We start from the raw sequence: 20627 nt of genomic DNA on the forward strand, positions 1-20627 counted from the left end.
AGAGCAACGATACCAAGAGCAACAACAAAAAGCAGAATCCCTATGAAGGAAAAACAAAGAACAATCCCTTGACACTAGTGACCTGCTCATAGAAAATCGGCTTGTCGTCAGTGACTCAATCTGGCTGAAGGGGGAAGGACCTAGTCCCATTGTTCCTTGGGTGGTGCCCCGTACCATAGATTCGGAAGGCGAAGATGGAGTTCCCATGAGAACGGAGTTGCTGCGATTCAACGGCGCCGTCGAACACGATCCCTCCATCGAGGCGTGGATGAAAGAGCGTGGGGGTGAGTTGGGAGTCATCGCGCAGGAGTGGTTTGAGAGGATGCGACGATGCGGGGATGAAGTGCGGGAACTCTTGCATGATGGATGTCCGGTGGCGTGTTTGGGAGATGCGCCCTTCGGCTACGTGAATGTATTCGCCGCGCACGTCAACGTGGGATTCTTTCATGGCGCAGCGCTGCCGGATCCGGCGCGATTGTTGCAGGGCACCGGCAAGTTCATGCGCCATGTGAAGCTGAGGCCAGGGACGGCGACAGACGCCGCATCGCTCAGCAGGCTGATCGATGCGGCGTACTCGGACATAAAGGTTCGCGTGGAAAACGGTTAGGCAACAGCGTCCGAAGCAGTAGCTAGGCTCGGCGGCCGTCTGGGGTGAAGATTCCTTCGAAGGCGGGCCAGTAGGCCCAGATGAGGAAGAGCTCGAGGAGAGTGCAGACGAGGCCGGGTCCGATTCCTGCGCCTCCGGTTAGGGTGATGTGAAAGACGAGGATGTTGACGAGGATGGGGCCGAGGATCACCAGGCCTACGGGGACGTAGCGGCCTACGATTAGCAGGAGACCGGCGATGGTGTAGAGGATGCCGTGGAAGGTGAGCCAGCCGTGGGTGTACATGAGGGTGGCCATGACTCCGGCGTCTCCGGGGATGGTCTGCATGGGGATGAAGTGGAAGAAGGCGTTGAGACCAAATACGAGAAAGACTAGTCCAAGAAGAATGCGTGCGATCAGGACGGCGATTTTCATAGGCGGCTAACTCCTTTGATGGGATCTGGTAGAGAATTCTCTGTGTGTGCTTCAATTGCGTCAAGAAGATTGATGGGATAAGTCGAATCTATGCTGAATAGTGGTAACCCTGGTGTCACCATGTCGTTGGCTGGGAAGGTTGCACTGATTACGGGCGGTTCGCGCGGGATTGGCGCGGCGACGGTGCGGATGTTTCGGCAGGCGGGTGCGAAGGTGGTCTTCAACTATCGGTCGGCGGCGAAGGAGGCCGAGGCTATTGTTGCGGAGTGCGGCGGTGCGGAGGTGTGCCGCGCGGTGGAGCAGGCTCTTTCGACCCCGGAGGATGGTGCGGCGCTGGTGCGCGCTGCGGTGGCGGCGTTCGGGCGGGTGGATTGCGCGATTCTGAATCATGGCGTTTGGCCTGCGCAGGATGCGCCGATCGCGGAGATGACGAGCGAGCAGTGGCGTTCGACGATGGGGACAAATCTGGATAGTGTGTTTGGGGTGGTGCGGGCGGCTGTGGCGCAGATGAAGGCTCAGCCGAAGGTTGGCTCTGCGCGGGGGCATGTTGTCTTGATCAGCTCTACGGCAGGGCAGCGGGGCGAGGCGTTCCATGCAGACTACGCGGCGACGAAGGGGGCGCTGATCAGCTTGACCAAGAGCCTTTCGACGGAGCTGATTGGGGAAGGGATCTATTGCAACTGCGTTGCGCCGGGATGGGTGGCAACCGATGCTACGGTTGGGGTGCTGAGCGATCCTGAGGTCTCGAAGAAGCTGCTGTCTCTGATTCCACTGGGGCGTCCGGCGCAAGTGGAGGAGATTGCGGCTCCTGTACTTTTTCTTTGTACGCCGTTCGCTGGGTTTATCTCGGGCGAGATCTTCAACGTGAACGGCGGCGCGGTGCTGGCGGGATGAGCGGAGTGTCCATGAAGCAGGTTGTGGTTAGAATCGGCGTTGCGGTTGCGCTTGGATTGGGCTTTGGATTGGGGACGACTCAGGCGCTGTGGTCACAGGCCAGCGAGATTCCCAGTGCTGCGCCGGTGATGCCTGCGGGGCAGACGCCGGAGCAGCGTGGACGCAAGCTGATGGATGAGATGGTGGAGGCGCTGGGCGGGGACGCGTGGCTGCATCGCCGCAATATGCGCGAGCTTGGGCATGTTGGGCGCTTCTTTCGCGGCACACCGACGGGCATCGTGATTGACTTTACTTCGACGCGCCAGTTTGCGACGGCTAATCGGTTCGAGGCGCTGCGGGTTGGTTTTATTACGGATAAGAGCATCCTTCTGCCGGGGAAGAAGATCGATATTGTGCAGATCTGGACGGCTGGCAAGGGATACGAGGTGACCTATAAAGGCCGGACTGAGCTGCCGAAGGATCAGGTGACGGACTTTTACCGGCGGCAGGAGCACTCGGTGGAGGCGGTGGTGAATACGTGGCTGAAGGCTCCGGGGGTGGTGGTGGTGTATGAGGGGACCAGCATGGTGGAGCGGCAGTTGGCGGAGAAGGTCTCGATTCTTTCTGCGGACAACGATGGGGTGACGTTGTACCTGGATGCTACGACTCACCTGCCGCTGCGGCGTACGTTTGAGTGGAGGAATGAGACCTTCAAGGACTTCGACGAAGACGCGGAGGAGTATGCGGACTACCACACGATCCAGGGGCTGCCGACGGCGCTGACGATCAGCAGATATCACAATGGGGATCTGGCGAGTCAGACGTTTCTGCTGAAGGTGGAGTATGACGTGGATGCTCCGCCGGATATGTTCAATCCGGATGTGTTGCTGAAGAAAAAGCAGTAAGAAAAAATAGTGAGAACCACCGGGCCTGAGTAGACTCTGTGCAGACTGAAGGAGCGAGACGCTATGAAACGGAAGTTCGCAAATATTCTGGAGACGGTGGGGAATACGCCGGTGGTTCGGATCAACAGGCTGGCGCCGCCGGATGTGGATCTGTATGTGAAGGTGGAGGCGTTCAATCCGCTGGGGTCGGTGAAGGACAGGCTGGCGCTGGGTGTGATTGAGGACGCAGAACGGCGCGGGACGCTGAAGCCGGGGCAGACTGTGATTGAGGCTACGAGCGGGAATACGGGGATTGGGCTGGCGATGGTGTGCGCGCAGAAGGGGTATCCGCTAGTGGTGGTGATGGCGGAGACGTTCAGCATTGAGCGGCGGAAGCTGATGCGGTTTCTGGGGGCGAAGATTGTGCTGACGCCGGCGGCAGAGCGGGCGGTGGGGATGATCAAAAAGACGAATGAGCTGGCGGAGAAGCATGGGTGGTTCAGGACGCTGCAGTTTGAGAATGAGGCGAATGCAGAGATGCACTCGCGGACGACGGCGCAGGAGATTCTGAGGGACTTTGAGGGCGACCGGCTGGACTACTGGGTGACGGGTTTTGGTACAGGTGGGACGCTGAAGGGCGTGGCTCGGGTGCTGGCGGAGAAGCGGCCTGAGACGAAGATTGTGGTGTGTGAGCCGGATGTGGCGCCGATGATCTCGAGCGGGGAGGCACAGCCGCGGAATGCGGATCGGACGCCGTCGGGGAGCCACCCGGCGTGGACTCCGCACCCGCAGCAGGGGTGGAGCCCGGATTTTATCTCGAGCCTGACGCAGGATGCGATTGATGAGCACCGGATCGACCAGGTGCTGCGGATTACGAATGCTGATGCGATGAAGTGCAGCCGGGAGCTGGCGCTGAAGGAGGGGATCTTCGTGGGGATTACGTCGGGGGCGACCTTTGCGGGGGCTCTGAAGGTGTGTGCGGAGGCTAGGAAGGGATCGACTGTGCTGTGCATGCTGCCGGATACGGGAGAGCGGTACCTGAGCACGCCGCTGTTTGCGGATATTGCGGTGGATATGACGCCGGAGGAGCTGGAGATCTCGCGGTCGACACCGGGGGCGCAGCTGCAGGCGGCGGGGTGAGTCCTGCCGGACGGGCTCGCTACGCGCGAGGCGATCACTTCGTGACGGGTTTACCCCTTCGGTTGGCGCTCCCGTTGGTCGCGAAGATAATTTCTATGCAGACTGAGCTGCTGTTTCGACGGTCGGCGTGGCTCGGCGTTTATACTCATCCTTGCCATGAGCGAGACTACGACGGATCAGATTGCCGACGAACAGACTGCGGCGCGTACTACGATGGACATTCTCGAGATCATGTCCCTGCTGCCGCACCGCTACCCTTTTTTGCTGATCGACCGCGTGGTCGAGATGGAGCGGAAGCAGCGGATTGTGGCGATCAAGAATGTGACGATCAACGAGCCGCACTTTCAGGGGCACTTTCCGGACTACCCGATCATGCCTGGGGTTTTGATGGTGGAGGCTATTGCGCAGACGGGGGGGGCGCTGCTGCTGACGGAGATTCCCGATCGCGACCAGAAGCTGATGGTGTTTACGGGAATCGAGAATGCGCGGTTTCGACGGCCGGTGCTGCCCGGGGATCAGCTTCGCATTGAGGTGACGGTGCTGCAGTGGAGGAGCCGCGCGGTGAAGATGCTGGGGAACATCACTGTGGACGGCAAGCTGGTGTGCGACGCTACGGTGATGTGCCAGGTGGTGCCGCGGGTGGTGAAGAAGACTGCGCCAGAGGCTCCGACAGAGTGAGCATTCATCCGACAGCCATCGTTGCGGCGGGGGCGCAGATTCCTGCGAGTTGCACGGTTGGTCCTTACTGCACGGTTGGTCCTGACGTTGTGCTAGGCGAGGAGTGTGAGCTGGTCTCGCACGTGGTGCTCGATGGGCACCTGACGATGGGGCGGGGTAATCGCATCTTTTCGTTTGCCTGCATCGGGATCTCGCCGCAGGATTTGAAGTATGCGGGCGAGCCGACGCGGGTGGAGATCGGCGACGGGAATACGATTCGCGAGTACGTTACGATCTCACGCGGGACCAGGGGCGGCGGGGGAGTTACCAGGGTCGGGAGTGAGTGCCTGATCATGGCGTACACGCATATTGGGCATGACTCGCAGATCGGCAATGGATGCATTTTGGCGAATTCCGCCACGCTGGCAGGCCATGTGACGGTTGAGGATTACGCGAGCGTCGGCGCGCTTTGTCCGGTGCACCAGTTCTGCAGGATTGGGCGGTACGCTTACATCGGCGGCGGGACTACGATTACACAGAATGTTCTTCCTTACTCGCTGACCTCGATTGAGCGGAACAACCACGCATATGGCTTGAACAAAGTTGGGCTGGAGCGGAGAGGGTTTACGCCGCAACAGCTGAAGGAGCTGCGCGCGGCTTATCGTACTCTGCTTGCGTCGAAGCTTAATATCTCCGATGCGCTGGCGGCCATTCGCGAGATGATTGCATCGGGCGGCGCGGGGGAGCACGTCGCGTATCTCGCGGACTTTATTGCCAACAGCGAGCGTGGGATTATCAAGTAGGCGTTTCATGCAGTCTCTGGCACAGAGCATCAGATTGGAGTTGGCCCGTTATGATCTTGTCGGTTCCGAATCGTTTCGTCCTTGCTGCTTCCCTTCTCGCCGCAACTTTGTCTTTTTCTGCGAGCTCAGAGGCTCAGGCGGCTCCGCCTCTGCGCGTGGCGATCGTTGGGCTGGTTCATGGTCATGTGCAGGGTTTTCTGGGTAAGCTTGCGGCTCATCCTGAGATCACGCTGGTGGGCGTCTCCGATCCCGATCCGGCGCTGCGCCAGAAATATATCGCGAAGACACATCTACCTGGGAGTATGTTCTTCGCGACCGAAGCGGAGATGTTGAAGCGAACGCAGCCGCAGGCGATTCTGGTCTACACCTCGATCGCGGGGCATCGAGCGGCGATTGAAGAGGCTGCACCACTGCATATCGCCGCGATGGTGGAGAAGCCGCTGGCGACTACGGTGGAAGACGCGCTTGCCATTCAGGCGCTGTCGGAGAGATATAACGTTCCTGTTCTGACGAACTACGAGACGACCTGGTACAACTCGAACACGGCTGCGGTGAAGATGCTGGAGGAGGGGAAGATTGGCGAGCTGCGGAAGCTGGTGGTGCATGACGGCCACGAGGGTCCGAAAGAGATTGGCGTTGATCCGGAGTTTTTGAGCTGGCTGACTGATCCGAAGCAGAACGGTGCTGGGGCGCTCTTCGACTTTGGCTGCTATGGAGTGGATCTTGCTACGTGGATCCTTCATGGCGAGCTTCCGATCTCCGTGACTGCCGTTACGCTGCAGATTAAGCCGAAGATCTATCCCAACGTCGATGACGACAGCACGGTGGTGCTGACCTATCCGCATGCGCAGGCGATACTTCAGGGCTCTTGGAACTGGCCTTTTGCTCGGAAGGATATGGAGATCTACGGGGCGACCGGGTATGTGGATACGGTTTATGAAGATGCAGCGCCTGGTGCGAAGCTTCGCGCTCGTTTGACGGGGGAGAAGGCTGAGCACGTTGAGACTGCGCCGCCGCTTCAGGCTCCGCAGAACGATTCGCTGAACTATCTTGCTGCGGTTCTGGCTGGTACGGTGAAGCCACTGCATGATTTGAACTCTCTCGACACGAATATTACGGTGGTTCGGATTCTCGATGCTGCGCGACGGTCTGCACAGTCTGGGAAGACGATTTATCTCGCTCGTGAAGTTGCGGCAGGAACCAAATAGTCTCTATCTCAATGACGCTATCGAACGAATCAGAACGGCTGGGATTGATTGCAGGGAACGGACGCTTTCCGTTTCTCCTGCTGGATGCTGCGCGTGCGCATGGGTTGCAGGTTGTGGTTGCGGCGATCAACGAAGAGACCGACCTTGAGATGAACGATCGTGCGGCTGCCGATGCCGGGGTTCGCGTCCACTGGCTCTCGCTTGGGGAGCTCTCGCGGCTGATCGAGACTTTTCGCGCGGAGGGTGTGACGCGGGCCGTGATGGCTGGTCAGGTGAAGCACAAACAGATCTTCTCGAGCATTCGGCCGGACTGGCGGCTGGCGAAGTTGTTGCTGAACCTCCGCACTCGGAATACCGATATGCTGCTGGGCGCGGTGGCGAAGGTTCTTGGCGATGAGGGGATTGAGCTGATCTCGTCAACGCAGTATCTGGAGCCGCTGCTGGCGAAGGCTGGTGTGCTTACGCGGCGGGCTCCTGATGCGGAGGAGGAGAAGGACATTGTTTACGGCAGGGCTGTTGCGCAGGCGATTGCGGGTTACGATCTGGGACAGACGGTGGTGATTGCGGCGCAGGCTTGCGTTGCCGTGGAGGCGATGGAAGGAACCGATGCTACGATTGCGCGCGCCGGAGAGCTTTTTCGTACGCTTGGAGTGGGAGACGAGACGACGCTTCGGCGCGCGCTTACGGTGGTGAAGGTCGCCAAACCTAATCAGGATATGCGCTTCGATGTGCCTGTGATCGGCGTTGCGACGATCGACACTATGAAGGCCGCGGGGGCTACCTGCCTTGCGATTGAAGCAGAGAGAACGCTGATATTTGATCCTGCGACGATCTTCAGTACGGCGGACGACGCCGGGATTACGATCGTCGCAAAGTAAAGATCTTGTCACAGATCTGTAAAGGCCTGTGTTGGAGGGGTAAAATTGCCCTCAGTATATTCGGTGCGCGTCTTACGCGACAGCCATTCGTCTACAGCTAAGAGAACGACATAAGGGGAACCACCATGCGCAAAGCGGTTTGGATCGCAGCAATCATCGGCGTAGCAGCGGCGTGCGGCGTAGGTATAAGGGCGTATGCAGCGCCCGCCGCAGACACAATACAGGCTGGAGCCGTGGCGCCCAACTTTACCCTGCCCTCGCAGGAGGACAAGCCGGTGAGCCTGACCGACTACAAGGGCAAGTGGGTCGTGCTCTACTTCTACCCGAAAGACCAGACGACCGGCTGCACAATTGAGGCGCATAACTTCCAGCGCGACATCGCGAAGTATGACGCTCTGAATGCGGTTGTTCTGGGCGTGAGCTTGGACACCGTGGAGGGGCACAAGACGTGGTGCTCGAAGGATACGTTCAGCTTCAAGCTGCTGGCTGATCCGGATCACAAGGTGGTCGATCTGTACGGAGTTCCGGTGAAGAACTTCGGAGTGGCGAAGTTTGCGAATCGTGAGACGTTCCTGATCTCGCCCGACGGCAAGGTGGCGAAGGTGTGGGAGAAGGTCGATCCGAACGTCCACAGCACGGAAGTTCTGGCTGAGATCACGGCCGCCAAGAAGTAAAGACTTATCAGCAGACGCAAAAAGGCCCGGGCTCTCAATTGAGGAGTCCGGGCCTATTTGCTTGCCTTGATGTTAGTTACTTCTTTTTTGGAGCAGCCTTCTTTACAGCCTTCTTTACGGCCTTCTTTGCAGGAGCCTTCTTGGCTGCCTTCTTAGCAGGAGCCTTCTTTGCTGCTGCCTTCTTCGCTGGTGCCTTCTTTGCTGCTTTCTTAGTTGCCAAGGTAGTACCTCTCTTCTTTAGTTTTTTACTGCTTGCCGTGCTCTTGTTGCCGGCCGCCTTTTTGGGGGCGACCTTACCGCCGCGCAGAGCACTAACCTTCTTCGCGGCAGATTTCGATTTGGCGGCGGCCTTCTTTGGAGCGGCCTTCTTCGCCAGAACTTTTTTCGGTGCGGCTTTCTTCGCAGCAACCTTCTTGGCTACGACCTTTTTCGCGGCCTTTTTGGTGGCTGCTTTCTTCGCAGGAGCTTTCTTTGCCGGCGCCTTCTTTGCTGCGACGGCCTTCTTCACCGGAGCGGCCTTCTTGGCTGGCGCAGCTTTCTTGGCTGGCGCAGCTTTCTTTACCGCCGGCTTTGCGGGACTCGCGGAGGACTGGCTCTTCACCGGCAACACCGACTCTCTGGTTGGGGGCTCATAGCTACGCACCGGAGAGGGGGGCAGAGCGAACAGCTTCGCCTCTTCGGCGTGGGGATCGTCGTCGGTGTCTTCTTCGTCGAGCTGAGCTTCATCATCGTCCGAGGTCATCGTGACCTCTTCTTCTTCTTCGTCATCGTTGAAGCGGCTGTGCAGATCGTCCTGTTCGTCATCGTGTTCATCGCCGAAGTTATGATCGTCATCGGCTGCGGCTGCGTGAAGCTTGATGGTGTCGTCGAACATCATTTTTGTTATCCCCTCACTGCTCTCTACTTCTATCGTTCTCTGCGTTGCCTTACCAGCTTCGATGCAACAAGAAACATCTTTACTTCCCGGGACGAGATTCTAGCAACAGGATGCATCCAAGCGCTACCGAAGGCAAGCAATCTTTTTCACGAGGTAGCTTATCGTGTAGCTTTCTTTTTCGTTTTGGTCGTTGAACTCTGCCTGGCTGCACCCGCAGTCTTCTTGCCTGCGGTCTTATTTTTCGTTGACGCTCCACTTGTCTTCGAGCCAGTGCGCCCGCGGGCTGGATGCGCAGAACCCTGATGAACACTGGTCGAAAGGGTGCGCGCGCCTCTTCTTCTGCGAGCTCCTCTGACGCGCACGTGGGTCCCGGGTGCGAGCTTCACCGGCTCTGCGACTGCGAGGGAGGCACCTGGCCGCACCGCGCTTGAGGAGAGATGATTCCATCGCCGCAACTCTTCGACCGAGACGCCGAATCGATCGGAGACGGTGACCAGCGTGTCGCCATGACGCACGGTGTATCGCTGCGGTCGCGTGCTTTGAGCGACGGTCACCGGGATAACGAGTTCGTCTCCGGCATCGACACTGTCCGTTGCAGAGAGGCCGTTCGCGGCGTTGACGTCGCTGATGTGGGCATGCAGCGAGGCGACGATGCCGTCGAGCGACTCGCCGGAGCGGACCACGTGAAAGCGCCAGGTGCTGCGTTTGTCCTCGGGAATCTCCTTGAGGCGCTCGGTGAAGACGTCGCGCGTGCCGATGGGGATGTGCAGATCGAAGGGCATGTCGCCCGGCGTGGTCATGCGCAGGAGGCTGGGATTGAGGGCTACGATCTCCGGCAGGGAGGAGTTTGTAACGTCGGCGACCAGGCGCAGATCAATCGCGTAGTCGACCGACACGGTATCGGAGACGACGGGTTCGTTGGGCACCATCTTGTCGAGGCCGTACTTCTCGGGGTTCTTGGCCATGATGACGGCGGCGAGGATCTTCGGGACGTAGTCGCGGGTCTCGCGGGGCAGCGCGTTGCGGCGATAGAGCTCCCAGAAGTCCGCATAGCCGGTTCGCTGCACGGCACGCTGCACGTTGCCTGGACCCCAGTCGTAGGCGGCCATCGCGAGATACCAGTCGCCGAACTGGTTGTAGAGGGACTTCATGTACTTCGCGTAGGCGATCGAAGATTTTTCGGGGTCGAAGCGCTCGTCGAAGTAGCCGTTGCGCGCGAGACCGTAGGCACCGGTCGGCATGAACTGCCACATGCCCCCTGCGCCCGACCTCGAATTGAGCGCCTGAGGTTGAAAGCCTGATTCAGCTACGGCGAGATAGATGAGGTCCTGCGGGACACCCTGGGCCGTGAGCGCCTTCTGGATCATGGTCTTGTATTTTCCGGCGCGCTCCATGCTCGCAAGCATGTGGGCGTGGAAGGAGGGCGAGTTCGCAAAGTACCCGATGTAGCCCGCGACCTGATCGTTGATGACAAGGGGCAGGTCGGAGGAGATCTGCAGCTCCGCCTTCAGCTTTGCGGTGAGCTCGGGGTCCGCGGGGAAGGTGAGGTCTTCGGCTGTGTCGAGCGGCGCCTCTTCGATCTTCGGGGAGAATCCGTTGCCTTGCTTCAGGGCTGCCATCTCGAGCGAGTTGACCGCGTTCAAAAGATGGTCGAACTCATCGGCGAGTTGCGGGTCGGTCTTGAGGTCCATGCCGCTGGTGAGCATGAGGTCGACGGCAGAGTCGAAGTCGAGCCGTGCGGCGTCGAGACGGCCGGCGCGATAGTTGTCTACGCCGCTGCGATAGGCTGCCTCGGCGGAGTTGATCAGCTGCTGCACCTTGAAGGCCCGGGCGGAGTTTTCGATGGACTGCTCGGTGGAGGGAGCGGCCTTCGCGGATTGCGTTGGGGCTGGAGTGGATTGGGTGATCGTCGGAGCGGTTGTCGATGCGGGGGCCTTGCCGGGCGAGTCTGTCTCATCCTGCGGGCAGCCCGTCAAGAGTACGAGCGGCAGACACGCCACCACGAGTGCTACCGTTCGCACCGAATCGCTTAAAGTCATCCGCACCATCTTCGCTTCTCATTGTAAGGGGTGCAAGAAGCAAATTTGCGGCCACTGTTGGTATAGAACCTTTGTGGATGCGATGCGCGCTCTCAAATCAGAGCGAGGCGGCGTGCTGTCGCAGTGCGATCAACATTCCGTTCGGGTTATCGGCTTCGGATCAGGACTGCAGTCGCGTCATCGGTGTGGTTCGATCCGTGGCTGAATCTGCACACCTCCTCGATGAGCCCCTCCACGCAGGCCGAGGGCTGCAGGAAGTGATCGGCCAGCCGGGCTGCGCCGTACTCTTCGTCGCTGCGGTTCATCGCCTCGGTGATGCCATCCGTATAGAAGAGGAGCTGGGTGCCGGGCTTGAGCGTGACCTTGTATTCGGGATACGTCGTCGTTCCGAGTCCGAGCGGCATGCCGGTTCCTATGTCGAGGAAGGAGCACTCGCCGTTGATGAGGAGAGGAGGGAGATGTCCGGCGCTGGCGATGGTGATCTCGCGGGATCGCGCGTCGAGCACGCCGTAGATCATGGTGACGAACTTGCCCATGGGAAAGTCTTCCATCAGGATCTGATTGAGCTGCATGAGCGTTTTTCCGGGAGAGGGGTCGAGCTTGACCAGCGAGCGCAGGATGGCGCGTGTTGCCGACATCAACAGGGCCGCCGGCATCCCCTTGCCCGAGACATCGGCGAGCACGATGCCGCAGCGATGGTCACCGAGATCGATCAGATCAAACCAATCGCCGGCGACGGCTCCGGCTGGATTCCACGCGGTTTCAAACGCGAAGCCACAGACCAGCGGGACCGCCTTGACGAAGAGCGATTGCTGGACGGCGCGGGCGTCGTCTGCTTCGCGCTGCATCTGCTCGCGCTCCTGGCGTTCGTTGCGAAAGAGCCTCGCGTTTTCGATCGCCACCGCGATGTGGGCGGCCAACGCCTCCATGACGGCGATCTGATCGTCCGAGAAGGCGTTGATCTGCTTGTGATCGACGCACAGGGCTCCGATGACTTCGCCGTGAAGCAGGAGCGGAACTGCAACCTCGGACCGCGTGTCGAGTTCGCAGGCCACGTAGTAAGGATCGGTCGTTACGTCTCCGGCGTAGCGCGTTACACCGGTTGCAGCGACGTGGCCGACCATGCCTCGTTCGCCGATCTTGAGGCGGTCGCCTTTGCAGTAGGTTGAGCATCCACGCACGCCGTGGAGCACCATCTCGTCGCCCCCCGCCTCGCGCAGCCAGACGGAGACCTCGACGCAGCCGATCGCAGCGGCGATATCGTTTACGACGCGGTCGAACAGCACATCGAGGTCGAGGGTGGAGGTGATGAGTTGCGCCGTCCGCTGCAACTTCATCAGGGCCTGGATAAAATCGCAGGTGGAGTGAATACGGTGGGGAACTGCTTCGAGCGCATCGAGCTCGTCGATCGGATCGAGCGGGGGTAGATGGGTCGCCATAGTGTCCTCCTTGACAAGGACTGGACGTGAATCTATGCCCGTTTGATGTTGCGGTCAACGCCGCGATGCAAAGTTTGAGATTCTGAACAGGCTCGACTTCTGGAATGCCGTCGAACGAGATTGTCCGCTGCCTGCAAGTCGTTCGAGATCAATGCGGCCTGACCACTACCGCAATCTGCCGTTCCCTTTGTAGAAACGCATGGGTGTTAAGATGGATATTGAGGCTACCCAGCTACAAAATGGATCCAAGTCACATCCGCAACTTCGCGATCATCGCGCATATCGATCATGGCAAGTCCACCCTTTCCGACCGGCTCCTTGAGCTGACCGGTTCGCTGACCTCGCGCGAGATGCAGGCCCAGGTGCTGGACGCCATGGATCTGGAGCGCGAGCGCGGCATCACGATCAAAGCCCACACCGTCCGCATGATGTACAAGGCGCAGGATGGCGAGACCTATCAGCTGAACCTGATCGATACGCCGGGCCACGTCGATTTTTCTTATGAGGTTTCGCGCTCGCTGGCATCGTGCGAAGGGGCGCTGCTGGTGGTCGATGCGTCGCAAGGTGTGGAGGCGCAGACGCTGGCGAATGCCTATCTTGCGATCTCGAACGGACTCGAGATTATTCCGATCATCAATAAGATCGACCTTCCCAGTGCTGACATCGAACGCACCAAGGAGATGATTGAGAAGTCCGTGGGGCTGCCTGCGGATGATGCGATCGCCGTCAGCGCGAAGACGGGGCTGAATGTTGCCAGCATCCTTGAGGCTGTGGTGACGCTGCTGCCGCAGCCGGAGGGCGATCCCGAGGCTCCGCTGCAGGCGTTGATCTTCGATAGCTGGTTCGATCCCTACAGAGGCGTGATTGTGCTTGCGCGCATCATCAACGGCAGGCTGCGCAAGGGAATGAAGATCAAGGTGATGTCGAACGGCAAGACCTTCGACGTGGAGAGTATGGGCGTGATGACGCCGAAGCCGGTTGAGCTTGCGGAGCTGAGTGCAGGCGAGGTTGGTTTCTTCGTTGCCACCATCAAAAACGTTGCGGATACCAAGGTCGGCGACACCATTACTTCGGTCGAAAATCCCTGCGCTGAAGCTCTGCCGGGTTTTGAAGATATCAAGAGCATGGTGTTCGCGGGGCTGTATACCGTCGATTCCCATGAGCACGCGATGCTGCGCGACGCGCTTGAAAAGCTTCGCCTCAACGATGCTTCGTTTTCGTTTGAGCCTGAGTCTTCGGTCGCGCTTGGGTTTGGATTTCGCTGCGGCTTTCTTGGGCTGCTGCATCTGGAGATTATTCAGGAGCGCCTGGAGCGTGAGTACGATCTCGACCTGATTACGACTGCACCGGGTGTGCGCTACAAGATCACGATGACCGACGGCAGCGTGCGTGAGGTGGATAATCCCTCGCGCTGGCCGGAGACGACCGAGATCGAACAGATCGAAGAACCGGTGATCATGGCGAAGATTCTGACAAACGAAGAGTATGTCGGCGGGATCCTGAAGCTGGTGGAAGAGAAGCGCGGACGCCAGCAGAACATGGAGTATGTCTCGGACACGCGCGTTCTGATTACGTATGAGCTTCCGTTAAACGAGATTGTGCTGGATTTTTACGATCGCCTGAAGACCGTCTCGCGTGGGTACGCTTCGCTCGACTATCAGCTTGCTGGCATGTGGGTTTCGCCGATGGTCAAGATGGATATTCTTATTGGCGGCGATCCTGTGGATGCGCTTTCGATCATCATCCACAAAGATTTTGCGCAGCAGCGTGGTCGCGCGCTTGTTTCGAAGATGCGCGAACTCATTCCACGACAGATGTTCGAGGTCGCGATTCAGGCTGCGATCGGTTCGAAGGTCATTGCGCGTGAGACTGTAACCGCGATCCGGAAGAATGTAATCGCGAAGTGCTATGGCGGCGACATCAGCCGGAAGCGTAAGCTGCTCGAGAAGCAAAAAGAGGGCAAGAAGCGGATGAAGCGGATTGGCAAAGTTGATATTCCGCAGGAGGCTTTCCTTGCGGTCCTCAAGGTGGGCGAGGAGTAGCCTGATTGCACAGGGGTTTCAGGCGCTTCGAGTTTCCACTCGAGCTTTTTTTTTGGTGGAATACTGTTGATCAGGCAATTTGCGTGCGATTCCGGCACACATCTGGATTAGATGCGGAAATTTGTAACCCGGTAGTAACGTCGATCTGTGGAAACCCTTGAAACAGCGATAGTTGCTGAGAGCCGGTCATCGCTGGTTCTCATTACTTTGGGGAAGGTCTGGCAATACGCTGATTCGTATGCACTTAGACTGACACCCAGAAAGCGGCCACGCTGTCAGGAGCGGAGGTTCGACGACTTTCGCCTATGCTTTGGTTTCCACAATCCACAGGTTTTTCCACAGGGGTCTTGTGCTTAGCCCCAAAAACAAGCAAAACGCAGCGAGGAGATGACTCCTCGCTCCGTTTTGACGTGAACTTCTGGAAGTTACTGCTTCGGTGCAGCGGGTTTCGGCGTTGTCGTTGGACGCGGACGAGCTGTCGTGGGGGCCGGGGAAGACGGTCCGGACGGGGCCGGCGCAGCAACACCGGAAGTGGTGTTGTACGCGGTCACAACGGCCTGGGTGACGTCTGTGCTCTGGTTGGCCCACATCACATTGCTCTGCTGTCCGCTGACATCGAGCAGCAAGGTGTAGCCATTCTTGCTGACGTAGTCCTTCAGCGTGACTGAGACCTTGGCGGCTACCTTGCCGTAGGCTTCCTGCAGATCCGCGTTGTAGGCGGTCTGGGCATCCTCGGCGTTGCGGTTCAGCTCCTTCTCTTTGGTGTCGATGTTGCGCAGGCGAGTAGCGCGCTCTTCATCGGAGAGAGTTGCGGGAGCACTCTGCAGCTGAGCCTTGAGCGAGTCGACCTCCTTGGAGAGGGTGTCGATCTGATCCTTCTTGGGCTTGTACTTGTCCTGAATCTGCTGGACGGCACGCTGGCCTTCGTTGGTGGCGAAGACCGCCTGCTCGAAGGCGACCAGCGCGATCTTTGCGGGGATGGCCTGGGGCTCAACGGCAGCGGGTGCAGCGGTGGCAGGAGCGGGAGCTGCAGCAGTCTGGGAGACTCCGGCGGTGGTCATCAATCCGGCGCCTAGCGCGGAGATAAGAACGAGGGTGCGATTCATGCGGTCTGTGGTACTCCTTCAAAATTTCGATCTCTTCGGTCGGTCGATGCTTGTTACAAAATTTTTGCCTGTTACAAATCTCTGGATAAAACTGATTCGGCTTATCGACCACATCGTCTTCGGTGACTACGGAGGTCAGCTTTCAAAGAGATCAGCTGCGATTGGCCAACTCTCCGTAGCTCCTTAGACGAACTCTGTCATGCCCGGGGTTACTTCGGCAGTGCAGGCTTCGGCGCGGCCGAGGCGTGTGGGTGAGCGGCGGGAGAAGGCGCGGATGGAGTCGGCGGTGCGACGCCTGAAGACGCGTTGTACGCATCGAGAACTGCGCGGGAGATATCGGTGCCCTCGCTGGTCCAGAGCACGCTCATCGAACCGCCCTGCTGGCCGGTGATATCGAGCAGCATAGTGTAGCCGTTGTCCTCGACGTATTTCTTCACGACTGGGGCGAGCTTCTTGGCGACTGCTCCGATGGCTGCCTGCTGCTCGCCGCCGACGGCCTGCTGTGCATCTTCGCCATCGCGCTGGAGCTGTTTTTCCTTGGTGTCGATGGTACGCAACTTCGCGGCGCGTTCGGACTCGGTCAGGGTTGCAGGGGCGCTCTGCAGCTGCTTCTTAAGGGTGTCGATCTCCTGTGCCTTGGCCTGCAGCTCTGCCCCTTTGGGCTCGTACTTCTTCTGCAGGGCCTGCAGAGCGCGCTGTCCTTCGTTGGTTGCGGCAGCGACCTGCTCGAACTCGATGGTTGCAATCTTCGCGGGGACCGCGTGTGGCGCGACCGGGGCAGGTGCTGGGGCCGGAGCAGGTGCGGTCTGGGTGGGAGCTGCAGCGGGTGCAGCCGGTGTGCCAGCGGTCTGGGCCACTCCGGCAGCGGATGTCATTCCCGCAGCGAGGGCGGTAACAAGAGCAAAGGTGCGATTCATGCGGTGTGTGGTACTCCTTCAGGGATTGATCAAACCTTGTACGGCTTCTGGCGCACCATCGCGTGCCGTCTGGGCCGTTCCCTACCTCCACTCGATCAACGCACCCTTGAGACAGAGCACGCCCATCTTTGACCTCGCTTGGACCGACTGCTGTGACGGCAAATCGGCGGCAAAACGAGAGGGCTGCCGGAACACATAGATTATAGGGTCCAGCCAGAGCAGGGTCAATCGAGCCGATTCGCCAGCAGGCCTGGGGCTGACAGGCTACGGAAAGATGGACTGGGATTGACGCAATATACTGTTTTTCAAATTTTCCAGATGCGGCCTGGCAGCTTCTGCGGGAGATTGCCAGCGTACGGCTGGCTCTGCTTTTGGCGACCGAATTGCTCCTTCATGAAAGAGAACACGTTGGATTGAATCCGGTGTGTGCCCGGTACCGCCCCGGCTCAGCAGAAGCTACACCCAACCGATGGTGTGGTCCATAAGCCCGGAGGTCTGCTTCCTTCATCGGAAGTCTTTCAGGAGGCCAGTGACTGGCCATTTACTGTAGAGGGGCCGCTTCGCGAAGCGGTCCTTCTGGTTTTTGAACAGATTTTCTGGTTTTGAACTAAATCGTGCCCAGGAAGTCGTAGAAGAGAGCCCTTGCCAAGTGGCTTCTTTGGGCGTACCCTAGGAGTTGCCTTGTGAACCGGCTGTGGGTGCCGATCGCTGTGTGGTCATCAGAAAGCTACGAATCGGGTAGGTTTGACGACCGAAGACACAGGATTACAGTAGACCGGATTTATCGGACTCTGTCGCAAACAGGTAGAGGGTGAAAATCAGGTTCGCCGCTGTCTGGCGCTCCGGGCTGTGCGTAACCGGCAGATTGTCCGTGTGATTGCAGCCGAATACCAATAGTAGACGTCCGTTCGAGTAAAACTTGAGACCGTTTCATCCGACGCTGCAAAACCGGTTTGGTTCCTCCTCCGTGAGTTTCACGGGGCAGGAGAGGCTTTCTGCGTGGGAGAGAACGCTAATTGCGATCTAAAGCAATAGGAAGTGGAAGCATGACTTCAGAGCAGAATGTACCCGAGGTAGATTCTCACCAGGGTTCGACAATGTCTCCCGGCCAACAGGACGGGGAGGCGCAATTTGCCGGGCAGAACGTCCCGCACGGCATGGGTCAGTCCAAAAGCAGCCGCCGTCGCCGCAGGAAGCGGAAGAGCAAGGGTGGAGACTCCCCTCAGGGCGCCCAATCCGCAAACCAATCCGGCGATCAAAGTGCTGGACAGCCGGTAGGCTCCATTCAGGGCGCTGCCGCTCCGCAGAACTTTCAACCGCAGGGTGGTCAGGGCTTTCAGGCCAACGCCGGCCAGCAGCAGAACGGCTCCTCCTCGAGCGGCAAACGCTGGAAGAAGAAGTTCCGGGATCGCGACCGTCAACGTTCGCCTGAGAACCCTGGCAATGTAGCCAGCGGCAGCAACGGCGGCGGGTTCAGCAGCAATGGCGGCGGCTATCGCGATCGCGACACGCACCAGCCCGGCAACAACAGCGGCGGCTTCAAACGCAAGGGCAGCGGCGGCAAACAACAGCAGCGCGGTCCTCGCAGCTTTGTTGGGCCGATGGATCACAGCTATCGCGCAGTGAACGGCAACTTCGCCGACACTCCGCCTTCTACGATGGATTCGCATAACGGCAACTACCAGGGCCGCAGCAACGGCCATGGCGGCGGACGCAGCTATCAGAGCGACTCCCAGCCCATCGACTACTCGCAGGGCCGCGCCATTCCGATTGCCGAAGACGCCCCGACGAAGATCTTCTTCTTCATCGAAGACCTCTTCTTCATCGCCAAGATCTCTGAGACAGCGCGTAAGCTCGGGGTCAAGGTCGCCTTCGTCAAGAACGACAAGGAGGCGATTGCCTCGCTGGTCGGCGGAGAAGAGGAAGACCGGCCTGGCCTGATCGTCTTCGACCTGAATAATGCAAACGCCAAGCCCCTCACGCTGATTCCCAAGCTGAAGACCAAGCTGAAGCGCAGCACCTCGATCATCGGCTTCCTGTCGCATCTGCAGGGAGATCTCAAGGCGAAGGCCGTCGAAGCGGGATGCGATACGGTGATGCCGCGTGCAGCCTTCTCGCAGAATCTGCCGAACCTCCTCCGCCGGTATGGCATGGAAGAAGAAGAAGAGCCTAACTTCAATATGTAATTCCGCATGCGTCCTGCCGGACGGGCCCACTTCGCGTGGGGCGGTCACTTCGTGACTTGTATACCTTGTTTGGGTGAGGTTAGCTGCTTTGGTCCTCCCGTTGGTCGGAAGGAAGCTCAGTCCGCGCTAGCCTGGAGGCCAGTTCATGTGCCTGCCGCCGAGCAGATGAAGATGCAGGTGGTTCACCGTCTGGCCGCCATCGTCGCCCGTGTTGACGACGATTCGGTAGCCCTTGCTCAGCTTCTCTGCGCGCGCGATCTCGGCCGCCGCAGACATCAGGGAACCTAACAGCGCAGAGTGTTCCGCCTCCGCCTTCGCGGTGGAAGCGATGTGCTGCTTGGGGATGATGAGCAGATGCGTGGGGGCCTGCGGATTGATGTCGGGAAAGCCGATGCAGAACTCGTCCTCGTAGACGCGGTTTGCCGGGATGTCTCCTGCGACGATCTTGCAGAAAAGACAGTCGGAAGCTGCGAGATTACTCGGCGGGATCTTCATTATGGTTGAAAGTACTTTGGATGCTGCCCTGCTGTCCAGGGGTCGTAAGCTAGCGCGAAGGCGGCGCGGCTTGCCGTCGATGGGTGCCCGTCAGACCAAAAATCGATGAAGGGATGCGGGGTGGGGTCGTCGAGCGAGTTCTCTCCAAGCTTCTGAAACCCTTGCTGGGTGGTGGTTTGCGGATCGGAGACGATGCCGTGGATGGCCTCCTGCCCGTACACATCGGCGGCGTGCTCAATCGAGCGGCTGAAGCTGTTTTCGATCGGTTCGGCGAAGAAGTTCAACACGTTGAGTACGAGCACCAGCACCGCCAGACAGGCCCAGTCGTTCTGCGAACGAATCTTCCATCGCGAACCGTATCTCGCCAGCAGCCACCATGTCATTCGCTGCCCTGCGAAGAATCCGACGAGCAGCAGAACGGCACTGAACAGGACGCCCTGCACGATGTGATGGAGCGCGTAGTGGCCTAGCTCATGGCCGAAGACGCCGGCGAGTTCATCGGGCGTGGCCGCAGCGATTGTTGTATCCCAGAGCACCAGACGCTTCGACGGGCCGAAGCCGGTGACGTAGGCGTTCATGCTGGTGACTTTGCTGCTGGCTCGCATGAAGAACATTTTGTCGGGAGGCAGGGTGACGCCACTGCGCGCCACTACTCTCTCCAACTGAGCCACCAGTGCCGGATTGCGTTGCTGCAATGGCTCGAACTTGTTGAAGAGCGGATCGACGAGGATTGGGGAGAGAAAGACGCCGAACAATACGGCGACCATCGTCGGGATCCAGAACCAGAACCACCAGCGCTTCGGAGACCACCGAATGACCCAGAACAGCACCATCACCAGGATGCTGGCCACGAGCCATTCGAGCAGAAAGCTTTTGCCTAGATCGGCAAACCAGCTTCCCCAACGCTGCACCGAGAGCCCGTATGCGAGCGACACATGGTGGCCGTAGAGTCGCAGAGGCGCGTTGAGCAGCGCGGTAAGCAGCAGGAAGAGAAAGACGAAGACGAAGGATTGCCCCCAGCGGCTCTTCGTCACTCTCTCGGCGAGGTCGCGGAGGCGCGATGGCACACCCAGCGCCAGCAGCAGAATAAGCTGCAGGATTTCCCACCCTTCGCCTAGAAGATGCAGCGCGGTGCGGTCGCGGAACAACTCCTTTGCCAGCTTGAGCTTGTCCGGAGGCAGCGTATAGGCCGTGTGATTCTGTGCGGCCTCCCGCAGAGCCTGGGCCTCAGTGGGGGTGGTTCCGAGGGCTTTTGCTGAAGGAATCGTGATTACGAAAAAGCTGATCAGCAGAAGCAAAGCTGCACGGACATTCATCAATCAAAAGGCTCCATCCTGATGAAGCCAGTGTGCATGATTCGTTTGCGAGGCGCAAAGATCGAACGGCGGCG

General features: G+C 59.1%; 19 protein-coding genes. 11 read left to right on the forward strand and 8 right to left on the reverse strand.

Annotated features, from left to right (window positions below):
* Positions 1 to 205 precede the first annotated feature (205 nt).
* On the forward strand, positions 206 to 607 hold the full coding sequence (locus HDF10_RS12080) for a DUF1801 domain-containing protein (protein WP_183813753.1): 402 nt from the start codon (positions 206 to 208) through the stop codon (positions 605 to 607).
* A 22-nt stretch (positions 608 to 629) separates the two neighbouring features.
* On the opposite strand, the gene HDF10_RS12085 is transcribed toward HDF10_RS12080, so the two are convergent.
* Positions 630 to 1019 (reverse strand): DoxX family membrane protein, encoded by a 390-nt coding sequence (locus tag HDF10_RS12085; protein ID WP_183813755.1) that lies wholly within the window; start codon positions 1017 to 1019, stop codon positions 630 to 632.
* Positions 1020 to 1109: 90 nt separating this feature from the next.
* Here HDF10_RS12085 and HDF10_RS12090 point away from each other — a divergent pair, with 90 nt between their 5' ends.
* The 8 genes from HDF10_RS12090 (at position 1110) to HDF10_RS12125 (ending at position 8136) form a co-directional block, all read left to right on the forward strand.
* A complete protein-coding gene (locus HDF10_RS12090) occupies positions 1110 to 1913 on the forward strand; it encodes an SDR family NAD(P)-dependent oxidoreductase (protein ID WP_183813757.1) in 804 nt (267 codons plus the stop codon).
* A gap of 11 nt (positions 1914 to 1924) precedes the next feature.
* Entirely contained in the window at positions 1925 to 2797 is an 873-nt protein-coding gene (locus tag HDF10_RS12095; protein WP_183813760.1) for a hypothetical protein, read from the forward strand.
* A gap of 63 nt (positions 2798 to 2860) precedes the next feature.
* Positions 2861 to 3916 carry a cysteine synthase A gene (gene cysK, locus HDF10_RS12100; RefSeq protein WP_183813762.1) on the forward strand — a complete coding sequence of 352 codons (1056 nt, stop codon included), beginning with the start codon at positions 2861 to 2863 and terminating at the stop codon, positions 3914 to 3916.
* Between the two features lie 156 nt (positions 3917 to 4072).
* Positions 4073 to 4594 (forward strand): 3-hydroxyacyl-ACP dehydratase FabZ, encoded by a 522-nt coding sequence (gene fabZ / locus HDF10_RS12105; RefSeq protein WP_183813764.1) that lies wholly within the window; start codon positions 4073 to 4075, stop codon positions 4592 to 4594.
* Entirely contained in the window at positions 4591 to 5376 is a 786-nt protein-coding gene (lpxA, locus tag HDF10_RS12110) for an acyl-ACP--UDP-N-acetylglucosamine O-acyltransferase (protein ID WP_183813766.1), read from the forward strand. The genes fabZ and lpxA overlap by 4 nt, the downstream gene beginning before the upstream one ends.
* Positions 5377 to 5426: 50 nt before the next feature.
* The gene (locus HDF10_RS12115) at positions 5427 to 6584 is read left to right on the forward strand and encodes a Gfo/Idh/MocA family protein (RefSeq protein WP_183813768.1); all 1158 of its coding nucleotides are present in this window, start codon (positions 5427 to 5429) and stop codon (positions 6582 to 6584) included.
* An 11-nt stretch (positions 6585 to 6595) separates the two neighbouring features.
* Entirely contained in the window at positions 6596 to 7462 is an 867-nt protein-coding gene (locus HDF10_RS12120) for an LpxI family protein (protein WP_183813769.1), read from the forward strand.
* A 125-nt stretch (positions 7463 to 7587) separates the two neighbouring features.
* Positions 7588 to 8136: a peroxiredoxin gene (locus HDF10_RS12125; protein ID WP_183813771.1), complete on the forward strand. Its 549-nt coding sequence runs from the start codon at positions 7588 to 7590 to the stop codon at positions 8134 to 8136.
* A gap of 76 nt (positions 8137 to 8212) precedes the next feature.
* Here HDF10_RS12125 and HDF10_RS12130 read toward each other — a convergent pair whose 3' ends face one another.
* From HDF10_RS12130 to HDF10_RS12140, 3 genes are all read right to left on the reverse strand, one after another.
* Complete coding sequence (locus tag HDF10_RS12130; RefSeq protein ID WP_221271686.1) at positions 8213 to 9013, reverse strand: hypothetical protein; 801 nt, start codon at positions 9011 to 9013, stop codon at positions 8213 to 8215.
* 158 nt (positions 9014 to 9171) lie between these two features.
* Entirely contained in the window at positions 9172 to 11052 is a 1881-nt protein-coding gene (locus tag HDF10_RS12135) for a lytic transglycosylase domain-containing protein (protein ID WP_183813773.1), read from the reverse strand.
* A 146-nt stretch (positions 11053 to 11198) separates the two neighbouring features.
* Positions 11199 to 12491 (reverse strand): PP2C family protein-serine/threonine phosphatase, encoded by a 1293-nt coding sequence (locus HDF10_RS12140; protein ID WP_183813775.1) that lies wholly within the window; start codon positions 12489 to 12491, stop codon positions 11199 to 11201.
* 239 nt (positions 12492 to 12730) lie between these two features.
* On the opposite strand from HDF10_RS12140, the gene lepA reads away from it, so the two are divergent.
* The gene (lepA, locus tag HDF10_RS12145) at positions 12731 to 14533 is read left to right on the forward strand and encodes a translation elongation factor 4 (protein WP_183813777.1); all 1803 of its coding nucleotides are present in this window, start codon (positions 12731 to 12733) and stop codon (positions 14531 to 14533) included.
* Positions 14534 to 14958: 425 nt separating this feature from the next.
* Here lepA and HDF10_RS12150 read toward each other — a convergent pair whose 3' ends face one another.
* Together HDF10_RS12150 and HDF10_RS12155 are read right to left on the reverse strand one after the other, a co-directional pair.
* Complete coding sequence (locus HDF10_RS12150; RefSeq protein ID WP_183813779.1) at positions 14959 to 15639, reverse strand: OmpH/Skp family outer membrane protein; 681 nt, start codon at positions 15637 to 15639, stop codon at positions 14959 to 14961.
* A 209-nt stretch (positions 15640 to 15848) separates the two neighbouring features.
* Positions 15849 to 16556: an OmpH/Skp family outer membrane protein gene (locus HDF10_RS12155; protein WP_183813781.1), complete on the reverse strand. Its 708-nt coding sequence runs from the start codon at positions 16554 to 16556 to the stop codon at positions 15849 to 15851.
* A gap of 1046 nt (positions 16557 to 17602) precedes the next feature.
* Here HDF10_RS12155 and HDF10_RS12160 point away from each other — a divergent pair.
* Entirely contained in the window at positions 17603 to 18742 is a 1140-nt protein-coding gene (locus tag HDF10_RS12160) for a response regulator (RefSeq protein WP_183813783.1), read from the forward strand.
* A gap of 126 nt (positions 18743 to 18868) precedes the next feature.
* On the opposite strand, the gene HDF10_RS12165 is transcribed toward HDF10_RS12160, so the two are convergent.
* Together HDF10_RS12165 and HDF10_RS12170 are read right to left on the reverse strand one after the other, a co-directional pair.
* Positions 18869 to 19237, reverse strand: a complete 369-nt coding sequence (locus tag HDF10_RS12165; protein WP_183813785.1) for a histidine triad nucleotide-binding protein — start codon at positions 19235 to 19237, stop codon at positions 18869 to 18871.
* Positions 19237 to 20553 (reverse strand): M48 family metallopeptidase, encoded by a 1317-nt coding sequence (locus HDF10_RS12170; protein ID WP_183813787.1) that lies wholly within the window; start codon positions 20551 to 20553, stop codon positions 19237 to 19239. The genes HDF10_RS12165 and HDF10_RS12170 overlap by 1 nt, the downstream gene beginning before the upstream one ends.
* Between the last annotated feature and the right edge of the window lie 74 nt (positions 20554 to 20627).

This window comes from Tunturiibacter empetritectus, assembly GCF_014201375.1.
Lineage (GTDB): Bacteria > Acidobacteriota > Terriglobia > Terriglobales > Acidobacteriaceae > Edaphobacter > Edaphobacter lichenicola_D.

Bases quoted from the DNA above. Each gene is read 5' to 3' on its own strand.
- cysK (WP_183813762.1), top strand. From the start codon at position 2,861: ATGAAACGGAAGTTCGCAAATATTCTGGAGACGGTGGGGAATACGCCG.
- HDF10_RS12115 (WP_183813768.1), top strand. From the start codon at position 5,427: ATGATCTTGTCGGTTCCGAATCGTTTCGTCCTTGCTGCTTCCCTTCTC.
- HDF10_RS12095 (WP_183813760.1), top strand. From the start codon at position 1,925: ATGAAGCAGGTTGTGGTTAGAATCGGCGTTGCGGTTGCGCTTGGATTG.
- HDF10_RS12140 (WP_183813775.1), bottom strand. From the start codon at position 12,491: ATGGCGACCCATCTACCCCCGCTCGATCCGATCGACGAGCTCGATGCG.
- HDF10_RS12125 (WP_183813771.1), top strand. From the start codon at position 7,588: ATGCGCAAAGCGGTTTGGATCGCAGCAATCATCGGCGTAGCAGCGGCG.
- HDF10_RS12170 (WP_183813787.1), bottom strand. From the start codon at position 20,553: ATGAATGTCCGTGCAGCTTTGCTTCTGCTGATCAGCTTTTTCGTAATC.
- lepA (WP_183813777.1), top strand. From the start codon at position 12,731: ATGGATCCAAGTCACATCCGCAACTTCGCGATCATCGCGCATATCGAT.
- HDF10_RS12155 (WP_183813781.1), bottom strand. From the start codon at position 16,556: ATGAATCGCACCTTTGCTCTTGTTACCGCCCTCGCTGCGGGAATGACA.
- HDF10_RS12150 (WP_183813779.1), bottom strand. From the start codon at position 15,639: ATGAATCGCACCCTCGTTCTTATCTCCGCGCTAGGCGCCGGATTGATG.
- HDF10_RS12165 (WP_183813785.1), bottom strand. From the start codon at position 19,237: ATGAAGATCCCGCCGAGTAATCTCGCAGCTTCCGACTGTCTTTTCTGC.
- HDF10_RS12160 (WP_183813783.1), top strand. From the start codon at position 17,603: ATGACTTCAGAGCAGAATGTACCCGAGGTAGATTCTCACCAGGGTTCG.
- HDF10_RS12090 (WP_183813757.1), top strand. From the start codon at position 1,110: ATGCTGAATAGTGGTAACCCTGGTGTCACCATGTCGTTGGCTGGGAAG.
- HDF10_RS12120 (WP_183813769.1), top strand. From the start codon at position 6,596: ATGACGCTATCGAACGAATCAGAACGGCTGGGATTGATTGCAGGGAAC.
- HDF10_RS12135 (WP_183813773.1), bottom strand. From the start codon at position 11,052: ATGACTTTAAGCGATTCGGTGCGAACGGTAGCACTCGTGGTGGCGTGT.
- HDF10_RS12080 (WP_183813753.1), top strand. From the start codon at position 206: ATGAGAACGGAGTTGCTGCGATTCAACGGCGCCGTCGAACACGATCCC.
- HDF10_RS12130 (WP_221271686.1), bottom strand. From the start codon at position 9,013: ATGATGTTCGACGACACCATCAAGCTTCACGCAGCCGCAGCCGATGAC.
- fabZ (WP_183813764.1), top strand. From the start codon at position 4,073: ATGAGCGAGACTACGACGGATCAGATTGCCGACGAACAGACTGCGGCG.
- HDF10_RS12085 (WP_183813755.1), bottom strand. From the start codon at position 1,019: ATGAAAATCGCCGTCCTGATCGCACGCATTCTTCTTGGACTAGTCTTT.